Source organism: Streptomyces sp. Root1310 (assembly GCF_001426425.1).
In the GTDB taxonomy this organism is placed as follows: Bacteria; Actinomycetota; Actinomycetes; order Streptomycetales; family Streptomycetaceae; genus Streptomyces.
In genome coordinates this window covers 104,083-117,568 of the sequence record NZ_LMEQ01000010.1, presented here as the reverse complement: position 1 = coordinate 117,568, position 13,486 = coordinate 104,083, and the positions used below count along the sequence as shown (strand labels likewise).

The following is a 13,486-nucleotide window of genomic DNA, read 5'->3' as shown; positions in this document are numbered from 1 at the left end:
GTCAGAACTGACCAACCACGCCGGGATAGCGGAAGAGGGAGCGCTGGAAAGATGTGAACTGCACGGCACTCGCCTCCTTTCGTCCGTCTCAGGGCGTGAGACCACACCGTACGTGATCTTGTGTGGGTCCGTCCACGGATTTCCGCGCCCCGTGATGGAGGGGTTCGCGGGACGATGCAGACGTCGTTTCTTATGGCGTGATAGTTCGTTGAGCCGTACATGACAGATCTCGTTGAGCGATTGTTGCTTCGATACACGGCCTAGGTCGAGCCGCCAGAGGGTGAGGAAGGTTTGAGAGGCGATGACGAGAGTGACGTGGTATTGCCAGCCGCGCCAGGTGCGGCCCTCGAAGTGGTCCAGGCCCAGGCCGTGTTTGGGTTCGCGGTAGTCATGCTCGATCCGCCAGCGCATCTTCGCACCGCGATCATTACCGACGCTGTGCCGCTGGCCACCAGGGCGAAGAGGCAGGGCCTAGTCGACGTCTCCATCGCCGGCGCCACCGGCGGCATGTCCTCCGGCGAGTTCTCGGCAGACCCGGCCCGCCAGGTCGTACCCAGCGGCGATGATCTCCTCCGAAGCGTACGGATGACCGTGTGCCTCAGCCTTTGCTCGACTCTCGGGATCTACGTACGTCACGAGACCAGGATCCATTCTCAAACCGATCTTGCCCAGAGCAGGCAATGACGCCCGGCCGGTCGCCGCTTCGTAGGGGGAGGCCGTCTTGCCGTATACGGCGGCGATGCCGCGGAAGTCTAGAGTCGCTTGACGCAGCGTTCGATGAAGTTCAACCGGCGGCAGATTTACGGGTCGGACGCTGGTGGGCGGTCACGTTGTCCGGACCGTGTTCGGCGGCCCGATGCCCTCTCGGTTACCGCGCGCCGATTGGTGGCTGCGTGCGTGCACGGATACGGGCCTCACCGAATAGAACGTGGTCCTTGTCGGTCTCCGGACTGTCAGTGCCCCCTGCTTTGATACGGGTTGCCGTTCGCTGGAGGGGAAGCATGACCCGCACTACACCACCACGCCCGTTTGATGTGACTTCGGCCTTTCCGGAGCTCGTGGGGATGTCCCGTACTGCTACCCGGCTGCACCCCCGAGCCGGTTCTCCCACCGTGCACGACAGTTCGGTGGGAGGTCCGCTGCTCTGGCCGGCGGGCGAGGCGTGGGCGACGTGCTCGCAGGAGCACTACGCCCATCGGCTCAACACGCCAGAAGAGGTGCGCACCCTGCGGCGGACACTTACGAGGGCATGGCGGCGCCAGAAACCCGGAGATGCACTGCTCACCCAGGAGGAGAGGGCCGTCGTGGAGCGGATCCACGCCGGCCACGCCCCCCGACTGCTGCCCACCGGCCCACATCCCCTGATGCCTGTGGCGCAGCTGTACGCGCGAGATGTTCCTGATATGACGTGCCCGCAAGAAGCTGACCTGCTGCAGGTGCTGTGGTGTCCGTTCGACGACGCGGTCGAGGGATGCTCGGAAGCTGTCCAGGTGCGGTGGCGTCGGGCCGCCGATGTGACGGACATCCTGGTTGCCGTGCCGGAGCCGGCGTACATCGGTGATGACAACCTGGTCCCCACGCCTTGCGTGGTGCATCCCGAACAGGTCCTCGAATATCCCCCTGCCGACGAGCTGGAGGAGGAACTCTGGAAGCGCCTCTACCGCTGGGCGGAGGGGAAAGCGCTCAGCTACCGGGGGGATCTGTCAGGTGCGCCTGGCTGGAAGGCCGGCGGCTGGCCCACCCCGTTCACATTCTGGGAGCCTGACGAGGAGGATGAACGCCGGTGTCCGACGTGCCAGGCCTCGACGTCGCCGTTGCTCACCGTCCCCAGCGGCGAGTGGGACGGAGAGAGCGGCAGCTGGCGGCCTGCAGGCGACGAGCCTGAGGCCGATGTGCCCCCGTACCCGGGCAACGTCAACCCCACGCAGGTGACGGTGAGCCGGGGCTACACCCTGCAATTCTACGGATGTACCGGTGATCCCCGGCACCTTCCTGTCACCGTCATTCAGTGACTGTCGTGCTGCGCAGCCCGTACGCGCAGCATCTGGGCCGTCACCGGCGGTTCTTTGAACCAACGGTGTCCTGGCTGGCCGCGAACAATGCTGCTCCGCCATCCCTGACCGTGGGGAGCTCACCGTCGCCGCCCACGCCCTCACCCACACCGCCGACCTCCACACACCGCAGTCCTCGACAATCCGACACTGCAGCAAGCCGCCGCGCAGCCCCGCGCCGACCTCGACGCAGCCACGGCTGCACGGGCTGCTGCGGATGACTCCCTTATCAGTCTGCGGGTGACACTCGGTGCGATGAGAGCGTCCCCGGCGGCCACGATACGGACAATGGTCCGCACGCGGTCATGGTCCGAGACACCAAAGATCGCAACCGCGCGATCCTCTCCCTCACACCTGTTGCCTGGCGTGCCTTCGTACAGCATGCCAAGGGCCAATGAGAGCGACCCTACGCAGGTGGGAATGGCCTGGTACGGCTGCAAGCGGACTGGTACCGCGTCTACGACGCTCTCGCTGCGCTCCGTCCCGCGCACGTGACCATGCTGCGCCGGCGGCTGTACGTGCTCTCGGTCCGGTTAGGGTGGCATCCGTTCTGGTCGCAGCGGGCGGTGGCGGTCCCGGCGGCGCGCGTGGAGCTGCGGAGTCGGGGCCGTGTGCTGGAGCGGCAGCGATGAACCGGCGGCCGCAGCATCTGACGGCGCGGGAAGAGGAGATCCTCCGCGGGATCCGCCGCGGGATCCGCCATTCCATCCAGGACCGCGGTGTGGCACTGTCCGTTGGGCAGTTGGCGCGGGAGCTCGGGCTGCGCAGCCCGGCGTCGGTGGCCTATCACCGGGCGAACCTGGAGGAGCGCGGGGCGCTGGTCCGTGACGGGCGCAGCTGGCAGAGCTGCCGCCTGACCGGCTAGCGAGGACGGTGCGGCGTGGTACGCGCACAGCGAGGTTGGGGTGACTCCGTCAGCTGCGCAACCCTGTCGTACCGACCCGAAAAGGGGTCGGAGCCCTGCGTCCCCGAACCCTGCCGAGGGACGTGCTTGGACGTCGGGCAGCAGCTCGGGGCCGGCCCTGTCCGAGCGGTCCGGGGAGTCCGTCACCCTTCCCGGACCGAGTGAATGCCGGGGAGGGCGACGCCCTCCCCGGCTGCGTACTGGATGCGGGCGGGACGGTGCCCCCGAGTTTCCCGGGGGCACCGACCGGGACGCGAGGCCCGGCGACGGACGCCTTGCGCGAGCGTTGCAGCTGGCCCCGGAGACAGTCTGGTCAGGGACCGCTCCGACCCTGGTTGTCAGTTGAGGACCTGGAGCTCTGCGAGAGGGATCCGGAGCTGGGTCTGTCGGGTTTCGGTGAGCTGGCCGGCCTGTCCTGCGCCACCGGCGCTGACTTGCCAGTCGATGGTCCAGGTCGACGTTGCGGTGACCTGGTAGCGGCCCCCGGTCTGGTGGGCGGAGGTCCGGGTGTAGGTGTGTCCGCAGGTGGGGGAGTCCGACTTGCCGACCGCAGCGGTGTACGGCGTGCCGGGTCCGGTACACGTCACGACAGCGCCGTCGCCCATCGTCCACACGATCTTCGAGACCTTCGCGGTCGCCATGACGCTCACGCCTCCTGCCGACGCGCTCGCCGTATTCGGCCCGTACGTGGTCGGGCTCTGGTGGACCCACAACCACATCGGTATCCTGACCAGGCCCTTGCCTGTGGGGCGGGGACTGGCGATGTGGGGTCCGGCGAGTTTCATGGAGTCGACGGCCCGCTGGGCGAGGACGGCCGGGTCGACGGTGGCCGCTGCGGGTGGCGGGTCGGCGAGCCACTGGTGGCGGACCACGCTGTTGGGGCTGTCGAGGTAGCGGCAGGTCTGCTCGTAGACGGCACCGTCGCCGGGCGTGCGTCCTTCCCAGTCCAGCGTTCGGCCGGCGGCTGCGGTGCGAGCAGCTTGTAGGTGCACGTCCACGGATTGCTGCTGGTACCGGCTCCGCTGCTGCCCTGCGGCTTGCTGTCACTGGCACCGCTGCCGCCGGCTTGTCCGGGGTTGTCGGCTTCGACCCGGCAGGAGAACTTCCCGCACGCGGTCGACATCGGCCGGTTCCGTCTCCGTCACACCGGGCCAGGACCGCTCATCGAGGGCCTCCCAGGACAGGATCGCCAACTGCACGCACTGCCGCTGGGTGCCGTGCGCCTTGCGGTAGATCCTTGCCCACGGGCCGAAGCGCCGGCCCGCTGCTCCTCACGCGAACCTCGGTTCAATCGGTTCGAGGCGGAGGCGAAGAAGCCTGGCCTCGATCCGTTCCATCCCCACCACCCGCAAACACGGCACACCAGTGCCTCTTCCTCACGTTCCGCGCGCCGACCCAGCCGAGCGAAAGCGCTCTAAGCAAGGAGGAACCAGGGACAGGGCGCCGCGCCGCAACCGTAGTGGCCGAAAATGTGTCTCCCAACGCGTGGCTCGATGTCCCGGAGGGCGGGAGACCGGCTGTACGGCCGCCTTGGGGGGTTGCAAATGGATACGTGGGCAGTGCCCGGATACACCGAGTCGCTGGAGCTCGGCGCAGGGGCCAGCGGGCGCGTCGTGCTGGCCGTGCACGAGGAGACCGGCGTGCCGGTCGCGGTCAAGTACCTCAGTGAGTCGCTGCGCACCAGGCCGGGTTTCGTGCACGAGTTCAGGGCGGAGGCGCGGCTCCTCGGCGGACTGGAGAGCCCGTACGTTGCCGGGCTGTACGAGTATGTGGAGAGCCCGGACGGCGCCGCCATCGTGATGGAGCTGGTCGACGGTGTCTCGTTGCGAACCCTGCTGACCAGGGCGGCCCCGTTCGACGCCGAGGCGGCGCTCGTGGTCCTCAAGGGATCGCTGCTCGGTCTGGCCGACGCGCACCGCCTCGGCGTCGTCCACCGCGACTACAAGCCGGAGAACGTCCTGGTCAAGCCGGACGGTTCGTCCAGGCTCGTCGACTTCGGGATCGCGGTGGACGTCGGAGCCAGCGCCGGCGCGGCGGGGACCCCCTCCTACATGGCCCCGGAGCAGTGGACCGGCGCACCCGCATCCCCCGCCGCCGACGTGTACGCCGCCACGGCCACGTTCTTCGAGTGCCTGACGAGCCACCGGCCCTACTCGGGTGACAACCTCGCCGAACTCGCCCTGCAGCATGTCGACGCGCCCATCCCCGTCGACGAGGTCCCCGAGGCGGTGCGGGAACTGGTGCGGCGTGGCCTCGCCAAGGACCCGGTGGAACGTCCCGGACACGCCGAGGAATTCGTCACGGAGCTGGAGGCGGCCGCCGGCGCCGCCTACGGGCCCGACTGGGAGGAACGCGGCCGCGGCCGGCTCGCCGCGCTGGTGGCGCTGCTGCCGCTGCTGCTGCCCTCGGCCCGCAGCGCCCCACGGACCACCACGGACACCGCCCGCACGGTCCTGAGCCGGCAACCGGGCCCCGGCCGGGTGCAGCCGTGGCTGCCGGGCCGGGCGGGGATGCTCGTGTCCGCTGCGGCCGTGATCCTGGGCGTCCTGTTGTCCTACGGCCTCCAGCACGGCCCTGGAGCGGCACCACAGCAGGCGGCGCAGGCCCTGTCCACCATCAGCGCCCCACCCGCCGCGGACTCCGGAGAACCCACCGCTCCTGCCGCGTCGGCCTCGGCGACCGCCGGTACCGGCGAGCCCTCCGCCTCCGCGACCACGGCTCCGGCGGGGGAGACCACGACGCCCGGCGAGCCGACCACCGAGGCGACGCCGACGACGGCGTCCCCCACCGCGTCCGCGCCGTCCGCTCCCGCGGTCAAGGACGTTGCGGTGACGGGCTTTCGGCAGACGGGTTCGACGACCGCCACGGCGACCATCGGCATCACCGCGGACGGCACCGGCCCGCTCTCCGTCACCGTCTCGTGGTTCACGAGCGACACCGGGAGGGGGCTCGGCACCGCGGACGGCGCGTCCCAGACCTTCGCCCGCAGCGGCGCCACCCAGTACACCCTCACCGTCGACCACGCATTCCAGAACCAGGGCTGCTACTGGGCGGTGCGGGTCACGACCACTCCGGCCTCCGCCGACGGCGGCGCCTCGCAGCAGCTTCTGACCAGGCAGTGTGAAATCCGATGACCGCTCCGAACGACCGCGCCCCCGCGTCCGCCGACAACAGCGAGCCCACACAGGTGCTCACCCCGTCCGACGAGCCTGCCGTCACGGTGAGGCTGGCTCCCGCCGACGAGCCTGCCGTCACGGTGAGGCTGGCTCCCACGGACGAGCCCGCCCCGGTCGACGAACCCGGCACCGCCGACGCCGAGTACAGCGCCACCGTGCTGGCCAGTCACTGGATCCAGAGGCCCGAGCCGGAAGCCACCCTCGTAGGGCCGCCTGCCACGGAGATCCTGCCGACACCGGCGCCGACGCCGACACAGACGCCGGATCGTGTCGAAGGCACCGTGCTGCGGTTCGGCCCGGGCGTGACCGCCGCCGTCGCGCAACGCACCCACAGGACGCTGCCCGCCGTGCCGACGCCTGCCGTGCCGCCGCGCAGGCGTCTGCGCCGACACGCCCTGCCGGCCCTGGTGCTGGTCCTGGTCATCGCGTTCCTCGCCTGGCAGCGGCTCGGGCCGTCCGTGGCGGTGCGCTCGGTGGAGGTCACGGCCCGGCCGACGGTCCTGGGGTGCGACGGCACCGCGGACATCGTCGGCCTCGTCACCACGAACGGCCGTCCGGGCACGCTCTCCTACCGCTGGACCCGAAGCGACGGGACCGCCTCGGGCGTCCTGCGGGAAGTGGTGGTCCGGGGCCAGCGGCAGGCACGTCTGCACCTGTTGTGGACCTTCCAGGGCAAGGGTCACTACCCGGCCCGGGCGGAACTCCACATCCTCTCCCCCCTCGACCGGACGACCGCCACCAGCCACCTCACCTACGACTGCTCCTGACCGATCGTCACCGTGCATGGCGCAAGGCGCTATTGGGGCGACGCGTGCAGGAACGGGTGGCGGCCAAGGAACTCGACGATCCCGACCTGGCCGGGGTGAGTACAGCCGGTCAGGCGGTCGGGAGGTCAGGCGGGCGGGGTGTCGGGGCGGGAGTCGTACACGGCGCGAGCGGCGTCGATGTGCGTCAGGTGCGTGATGCTCCACTCCAACAGGGGTGCGGTGGCTTCGCGGAGGGTCCTGCCCATGGGAGTGAGTTCGTAACTGACGTGCGGCGGCATGACGTTGCGGACGGTTCGTGTGAGGATCCCGTCGCGTTCCAGGCCGCGCAGGGTGACGGTGAGCATGCGCTGGCTGATCCCGTCGACGGCCCGTTTGAGTTCGGTGAAGCGGCGCGGCCCCTGGCTGAGGTTACGCACGATCAGCAGCGACCACTTGTCGCCGACGATGCCGAGCACTTCACGGGCCTGGCACGGGTCCTCCGGCCGTCCCGGCCGCGACTCGCCGCCCACTGTGCCGCTCATGGTTACCTCCAGAGAACCGGGGCACCGAAATGTGCCTTATTGATCGACGTGCGGCAGGTGCAGCACGATGATCTCGGTTCCCGAAGAGTACCGAGGCACGAACAGGAACCGTGACGTTCGCGTACCTCCATGCCCCGAAGAGGAAGAAAATCTATACATGTCTACGTTTCTGCTGGTGCACGGCGCCTGGCACAGCGGTCAGTGCTGGGAGCGGGTGGTCCCGCTGCTGGAGTCGGCCGGACACCGCGTGTTCGCGCCCTCGCTGACCGGCTACGGCGACAAGGCGCACCTGCTCGGTCCCGAGGTGGGGCTCGACACGCACGTCGCAGACGTCGTCGAGCTGATCCGCGAGGAGAACCTGACCGAGGTGGTGCTCGTGGGTCACAGCTACGCGGGGCTGGTCGTGTCGTCCGTGGCCAACGAGGTACCGGAACGAATCGCGCACCTGGTGTACCTCGACGCGATGGTCCCGGAGCACGGCGAGACCGGAATCGATGTGCAGCCCATGACCCAGCACCTGATCGACCTGGCCGCCAAGTCCGACAACGGCTGGCGCATCCCGCCGCTGCCTGAGATGCCTCCGCCCCTCGGCCTGTTCGGAGTCACCGACCCGGCGGATGTCGCATGGCTGCGTGCGATGCTCTCCGACCAGCCGGTGCGCTGCCTGCGGCAGCCGGTCCGACTGGACAATCCTGCCGTGGACTCCATTCCGCGCACGCACATCCACTGTGTCGGCGCAGAGCCGGAAGGGATCGTACGGCGGCCCGTCCCCGCGACACAGCCCAACGGCTCCCCGGCACGGATACGGGAACTGCCGACCGGGCACGACTGCATGATCACCATGCCGGCGGACCTGAGCGAACTGCTGCTTGAATCCACCCGTCTGTAGCGTCCGGCCCGTGACCGTGACCGTGACCGCGGCAGCGGCGCGGGCAGGTACGGCTCGACCGACCCGAGCGAACGCATCAAGCCGGCGACCCGTTCTCCCACAACGGCCTGCTCGGCCTGCTCGGCCTGCTCGGCCTGCTCGGCCTGCTCGGCCTGTTCGGCCTGTCCGCCAAGTCGACGGCCGGTGTGGACATGGGCTTCAACCGCCAGCCCGGGGGCACGTTGAACTCCATGACGACCGGAGAGGGAACACCCTTCCCCCTGACCTTCGCGATCGGCGCTGTGATCGGTCTGGCGGACGAGGGCGGCCACAAGGTCGACAGAGAGGCTTCGGCGCAATGAGGGTCTTCGTATCGATCGCCGCTTCTCTCGCCGGCATGGGCCTCATTCTTTACAGCAGGACGTTCGCGCGCCGAGTCGTAAGCCAGGACAACGTGTTCGGCAGAGCGAACGCGGCGGCGGGGAAGTCCGACGTTCGATGGGGACCTCTCGGCATCGGGGTTTTCCTCATCGTCATCGGAGTGCTCGCGGCCACCGGCCTCGTCGAGGTCTAGTCGGTCAGTGACGCCGTCGCCCAGAGAGTCGGTCAGTGACGCCGCCGCCCGGAGACGGCGCAACGGCCTCGCGGAGCCCCTAGACGACGGGCTCCCGAGCGGGATCCGAGGGTGCCGGGAGTTCCGGGTCGTCGGTCGGCGCGGCGGCACGTAGTGCTGCCTGGACCCGGCGGTTGCTGGTCATGGTCGACGTGACGGCGGTCATGGTGAGCAGGAGGCCGGCGGCGGTGTAGAGCGGGGTGCGCACGTCGTAGGTGGTGGCCAGCCAGCCACCGAGGAAGGCGCCGAACGGGGCGGCACACATGGCGAGCATGCGGGAGGTGGAGGCGACCCGGCCCATCAGGTGGGCGGGGACGATCGCCTGTCGGAGGGAGGGGCCGAGCACCATCGTGGCGCCCATGCCCGCTCCGCAGACGGCGAGCGCGAGGCCGGCGACGTACGGGTTCGGGGCGGCGGCAAGGCCCAGCATGGCGAGTCCCTCGACCGCGGCCGTGCAGGTCAGTGCGGCGCCGGTGCCGAGTCGTCGGCCGAGGAAGGAGGCGATGCCCGCGCCGAGCAGGCCGCCGGTGGCCTCCGCCGTGAGGAGCAGGCCGAAGCCGAAGGTGTCGATGCCCAGACGATCGTGCGCGAAGAGGGCGAGTACGGTCTCCACGGCGAGGAAGGCGATGTTCCCGACCGCCGGACGCAGCGCGAGCCCGAGCAGCAGCTGGTTCCTGAAGACGTACGAGGCGCCGGCCCGCGCCTGCCGCAGCAGCGACTCACGGGCCTGCGGCACGGGCAGGGGTGCGGCAGGCAGCGACCGCACGAGCAGTGCGGAGAGCGCGAACGACACCGCGTCGGCGAGCAGCGGAACAGCCCGCCCGAGCGCGAGCAGGGCACTGCCCGCGGGCGGCCCCGCGAAGCCGGACGCGGCGGTCTGGGTGCCGCGCAGGCGGGAGTTGGCGCGCTCCAGGAGCGCGGGGTCGCGGCCGAGCAGATCCGGCAGATAGGCCGTGGCGGCCGTGTCGAAGAAGAGTCCGCCGAGGCCGAGGAGGAAGGCGACGGCCGCGAGCAGCGGAATGCTCAGCGCGTCGAGCGCGGCCGCTGCCGCCGGTATCGCGAGCAGCACCGCACGCGCCGCGTCCGTGACCCACATCGTCCGCCGGCGGTCCCAGCGGTCCACCAGCGCACCGCCGAGCACCCCGAAGAGCAGCCACGGCAGTGTTCCGGCGGCCGTGACGACGGCGAGCGCCATCGGATCCCGCGTCAGCGTCAACGCGAGCAGCGGCAGCGCGGCATGTGTCACCCCGTCACCGAGAGAGGACACCGTCTGCGCGGTCCACAGCCGTCCGAACCCGGTCGGCAACTTCCGTACTTCTGAGGTCACTTGGCGTTCCCTTCGGCCTGCTCGCGCGATGTCGGGTGGAACAGTGCGAAGACGAGTGACGCATCGGGCAGCGACGGATCGGACAGCTCCCGGTATTCGTCCGCCAGTGCCTGCAGCCGCGCCCCCAGCTCCGCGAACTGCTCCTCGGTGAGCCGCAGGTGCGCCATCCGCACATGCCGCTCGGCATCCGCCGGCGCCGCCTCCAGGTCCGCCACCGCATGCCGCATCAGCACATCCGGCCCTCCCTCGCCCGGATCCGGCAGCACGATCGACCGCGCGGCCATGGCGTAGTACCGCTCGGTGACCCCCCGGACCTTCCGCGTCCGCACCACCTTCACCAGACCGGCCCGCTCCAGCAGCCGCACGTGATAGCTGGAACTCCCCTTCGCCAGGCCCACTCGCTCGGCGATCTGCGTGATCGTCGCGGGCTCGAAGCGGAGCACGGCCATGATCCGGTGACGCGTGAGATTGGAAACGGCGCGCAGTTGATCGTCGGTGGTGACGTGGAACGTCTCGGGAAGATCATCGGTAGGCATGCCTCTAATGGTCAACACTTCTTGACCATTCGGCAAGGGGTTTTCGGGTCGGGCTTCGGAAATCGCCCGTCCGGCACATGGCATCGGCCTCACCGCGCCGCCCGAGAACCTGGACACCACGACCCCGGCGGTCGGCTCGCCTGCCAGCTCTTCGCCGCGCTCGCCGCTGTTCCTATGGCGGCTGCGGCAGTAGCCCGAGGGCGGCGAACCGTGACCGGCTCACGCCGACCGGGCGGCCGGAGACCTCACCGCGCGGGCGCGGCAGCCGTGTCCCAGCGCAGCAGGACGGTGCCCACGGACATCCCGCCGCCGAAGCCGGCCAGCAGGAGAGTGTCGCCGTCGCTGAAGTGCCGCTGACGCCGGGCCGTGTCGAGGGCGAGCGGCACGGAGGCCGCACCGGTGTTGGCGTGTCCGGCGACGGTCAGATGGGTGCGGGCGCGCGGCAACCCGAGTCCGGGCAGCACGTCCAGCAGCATCGCGCCGTTGGCCTGGTGGGGGACGAGATGGTCGACCTCGTGCGGTTCCGTGGCGCAGATGGCGAGCAACCGGCTTATGGAGGCGGGGAGTTCCGCCGTGACGAACTCACGGACCGCTCGGCCCTGCATCTGGAAGTAGTGCTCGCCCGAAGCGAGGGTCTTCTCCGAGGCGGGCTTGCGACTGCCGCCCGCGGGGACCTCGATCATGTCGTGGTGACGACCGAAGCTGGTCAGATCGGAGCCGACGATTCCGTATCCGGAGCGCACCGGGCCGAGCACCACCGCCCCTGCGCCGTCACCGAACAGCACCGCCGTGCGCCGGTCGCTGGGATCGATGATGCGCGAGTACACGTCTGCGCCCACGACCAGCCCGTACCGTCCCTCCTCCGCCGCATCGGCGGCGACCAGGCGAGCCACGGTGACCAGCGCGAACACGAAGCCGCTGCACACGGCGTTGAGATCGAACGCGGCGGCTCCGGTGGCGCCGAGTCGGTGCTGCACGAGGCTCGCGGTCGCGGGCTGGGGATGGTCGGGAGTCGAGGTCGCCACCACGATCCAGCCGAGCTGACGCGCCTCGACACCGGCGTCGACGAGCGCTGCCTCGGCCGCGGCCACCGCGAGGTCCGAAGTCGCTTCGCCCTCGCCGGCGTACCTGCGTTCGCGGATACCGGTCTTGCAGACGATCCATTCCGCCGTCACTCCGGCACGCTCGGCAACGACCTCGTTGGACACGGTGCCGGCGGGCAGGAAGGACCCCGTCCCGCGAATGCCCGTGGCGAACGGTCCCCGTTGAGCTGTCACGGTCTGCTCCTGGTCGGTGGTCCGTGGCGGCCGACGCCGAAAGGCGCAGGTCCTAGGGTCGCTTCGACCCTAGGAACGCGGAGCGACGTACGGTAACCCCTGACTCGCCCGACGTGCCCCCTAACCTTGGGGCGACCACCCGGGACGAGGCCCTGGGGTCGGCGCGGATGCTAGCGGCCGCTGGTCCCGGCACGACCCGGGTGTTCTCGCGGGGGAGTGGGCGCGTGGTCGTCGTGGACGGGTGCCGGGAACTGGCTGCAGGGCGGTAGTCGCCGGAGCCGCTCTCCGATAGCGTACCGACCAGACGGTACGTCTGAGTGTGTTTCTCCCTGTGCCGTCGCGTGCTCGATCAGCACAACGTTGCATCCGCCACTGGACGGAGAGCCGCTCATGAAGCAGAACGTGAACCACGACGGACTGGCCCTCGCGCGCACGACGTGGAGGACTCTCGAGCCCTACCACGGGGCTGTCTACTTCTCGCCCGAAGCCGCAGAGCGGTACGCCGCGTTGGGCGTGGACGCCCGGACGGGGTATTTCGCGTCCCGTTCCGCCGCGCTCGGCGCTGCTCCGGCGGATCTGGTCGTCGCCACGTTCTACAACTTCAATCCTCAACTGGTGCGCCGGGCCATACCCGCGGCCTGGGAGGCCGCCACACCCGAGCGGTTCGCCGCCGCCCGGCTCGCCGGGGTCGATGCCACGCTACGCCGCATCCTCGGCGCGGACATCGCCTCGCCGGCGCTGGCTCGCGCGGCGGAATTGGCCCGCAGCGCGGCTGAAGTGACTGTGAGCCACCCGCAGGGCCGCCCCCTCTTCGCGGCGCACGCGGCACTGCCGTGGCCGACCGCACCGCATCTGGTGCTCTGGCACGCGCAGACGCTCCTGCGGGAGTTCCGCGGCGACGGTCACGTGGCGGCACTGCTGGCCGCCGGACTGAGCGGGCTCGAGGCTCTCGTCACGCACGCCGCCACGGGGGAGATCGGCGCCGAGGTGCTGCGCGACTCACGGGCATGGACGCCGGAGCAATGGGAGCAGGCCGTGCGGAGTCTGCGTGAGCGGGGGTGGCTCGACGACGGACCCCACCTGGCTCTGACCGAGGACGGTGCCCGGCGCAGGGCGGAGATCGAGCACACCACCGACCGGCTGGCCGCCCTCCCGTACGTCACGCTCGGTCCCGCTGCGGCCGCCGAACTCCGTTCGCTGGTACGGCCGTTCAGCCTTGCGGTTGCCAAGGAGCTTCTGCCGTGGGCAGTTGACCGCCTCGGCGCAGAGAGCGCATGACGCACGACAGAAGCGGGTGAGGCCGGCACGCCGGTCGACCCTCGCGTCGCTGTCCGGAAAGGGCGGCCGCCCCGTCGGCCGACCCCGCCGGCCGAGCCGCCGTGACACACCGCTTCCCGGGCCCGCATGAACTTCCCGGGCCCGCATGAACTTCCCGGGCCCACACGA

At 70.2% G+C, this 13,486-nt stretch carries 12 protein-coding genes and 2 pseudogenes; 8 read left to right on the top strand and 6 right to left on the bottom strand.

The genetic code is table 11. The features are described from left to right. Positions 1 to 267: 267 nt before the first annotated feature. A pseudogene (locus tag ASD48_RS43370) lies at positions 268 to 423 on the bottom strand (IS701 family transposase); the annotation flags it as partial. A gap of 947 nt (positions 424 to 1,370) precedes the next feature. On the opposite strand from ASD48_RS43370, the gene ASD48_RS45250 reads away from it, so the two are divergent. The 3 genes and pseudogenes from ASD48_RS45250 (at position 1,371) to ASD48_RS46160 (ending at position 2,916) form a co-directional block, all read left to right on the top strand. Beyond that, entirely contained in the window at positions 1,371 to 2,012 is a 642-nt protein-coding gene (locus ASD48_RS45250; RefSeq protein ID WP_242432634.1) for a hypothetical protein, read from the top strand. Positions 2,013 to 2,350: 338 nt separating this feature from the next. Then, positions 2,351 to 2,449: pseudogene (locus ASD48_RS42005) on the top strand (DUF397 domain-containing protein); the annotation flags it as partial. Continuing rightward, positions 2,446 to 2,916, top strand: coding sequence for a hypothetical protein (locus ASD48_RS46160; protein ID WP_348983217.1), 471 nt, complete (start codon positions 2,446 to 2,448; stop codon positions 2,914 to 2,916). The pseudogene ASD48_RS42005 and the gene ASD48_RS46160, both read left to right, overlap by 4 nt. Before the next feature lie 377 nt (positions 2,917 to 3,293). Here ASD48_RS46160 and ASD48_RS17685 read toward each other — a convergent pair whose 3' ends face one another. Beyond that, entirely contained in the window at positions 3,294 to 3,953 is a 660-nt protein-coding gene (locus ASD48_RS17685; RefSeq protein WP_242432633.1) for an ATP/GTP-binding protein, read from the bottom strand. A 546-nt stretch (positions 3,954 to 4,499) separates the two neighbouring features. On the opposite strand from ASD48_RS17685, the gene ASD48_RS17680 reads away from it, so the two are divergent. Together ASD48_RS17680 and ASD48_RS17675 are read left to right on the top strand one after the other, a co-directional pair. Further along, entirely contained in the window at positions 4,500 to 6,089 is a 1,590-nt protein-coding gene (locus ASD48_RS17680; RefSeq protein WP_057602619.1) for a serine/threonine-protein kinase, read from the top strand. After that, positions 6,086 to 6,898 carry a hypothetical protein gene (locus ASD48_RS17675; RefSeq protein ID WP_057602618.1) on the top strand — a complete coding sequence of 271 codons (813 nt, stop codon included), beginning with the start codon at positions 6,086 to 6,088 and terminating at the stop codon, positions 6,896 to 6,898. Before ASD48_RS17680 ends, ASD48_RS17675 begins: the two co-directional genes overlap by 4 nt. A gap of 125 nt (positions 6,899 to 7,023) precedes the next feature. Here ASD48_RS17675 and ASD48_RS17670 read toward each other — a convergent pair whose 3' ends face one another. After that, positions 7,024 to 7,419: a helix-turn-helix domain-containing protein gene (locus ASD48_RS17670; RefSeq protein ID WP_057602617.1), complete on the bottom strand. Its 396-nt coding sequence runs from the start codon at positions 7,417 to 7,419 to the stop codon at positions 7,024 to 7,026. Between the two features lie 157 nt (positions 7,420 to 7,576). Between ASD48_RS17670 and ASD48_RS17665 the strand changes: the two genes are divergently transcribed. Together ASD48_RS17665 and ASD48_RS17660 are read left to right on the top strand one after the other, a co-directional pair. Then, positions 7,577 to 8,308 (top strand): alpha/beta hydrolase family protein, encoded by a 732-nt coding sequence (locus ASD48_RS17665; RefSeq protein WP_057602616.1) that lies wholly within the window; start codon positions 7,577 to 7,579, stop codon positions 8,306 to 8,308. Between the two features lie 337 nt (positions 8,309 to 8,645). Further along, the gene (locus ASD48_RS17660) at positions 8,646 to 8,861 is read left to right on the top strand and encodes a hypothetical protein (RefSeq protein ID WP_057602615.1); all 216 of its coding nucleotides are present in this window, start codon (positions 8,646 to 8,648) and stop codon (positions 8,859 to 8,861) included. A gap of 79 nt (positions 8,862 to 8,940) precedes the next feature. Here the strand turns inward: ASD48_RS17660 and ASD48_RS17655 are convergent, their stop codons facing one another. The 3 genes from ASD48_RS17655 to ASD48_RS17645 all read right to left on the bottom strand — a co-directional run bounded on the left by ASD48_RS17655 (position 8,941) and on the right by ASD48_RS17645 (position 12,040). Beyond that, complete coding sequence (locus ASD48_RS17655) at positions 8,941 to 10,227, bottom strand: MFS transporter (RefSeq protein WP_057602614.1); 1,287 nt, start codon at positions 10,225 to 10,227, stop codon at positions 8,941 to 8,943. Next, positions 10,224 to 10,763 carry a winged helix-turn-helix domain-containing protein gene (locus tag ASD48_RS17650; RefSeq protein ID WP_057602613.1) on the bottom strand — a complete coding sequence of 180 codons (540 nt, stop codon included), beginning with the start codon at positions 10,761 to 10,763 and terminating at the stop codon, positions 10,224 to 10,226. Before ASD48_RS17650 ends, ASD48_RS17655 begins: the two co-directional genes overlap by 4 nt. 245 nt (positions 10,764 to 11,008) lie before the next feature. Beyond that, entirely contained in the window at positions 11,009 to 12,040 is a 1,032-nt protein-coding gene (locus ASD48_RS17645) for a beta-ketoacyl-ACP synthase 3 (protein WP_057602612.1), read from the bottom strand. A 390-nt stretch (positions 12,041 to 12,430) separates the two neighbouring features. On the opposite strand from ASD48_RS17645, the gene ASD48_RS17640 reads away from it, so the two are divergent. Beyond that, the gene (locus ASD48_RS17640; protein ID WP_057602611.1) at positions 12,431 to 13,318 is read left to right on the top strand and encodes a hypothetical protein; all 888 of its coding nucleotides are present in this window, start codon (positions 12,431 to 12,433) and stop codon (positions 13,316 to 13,318) included. The last annotated feature ends 168 nt before the right edge of the window (positions 13,319 to 13,486 follow it).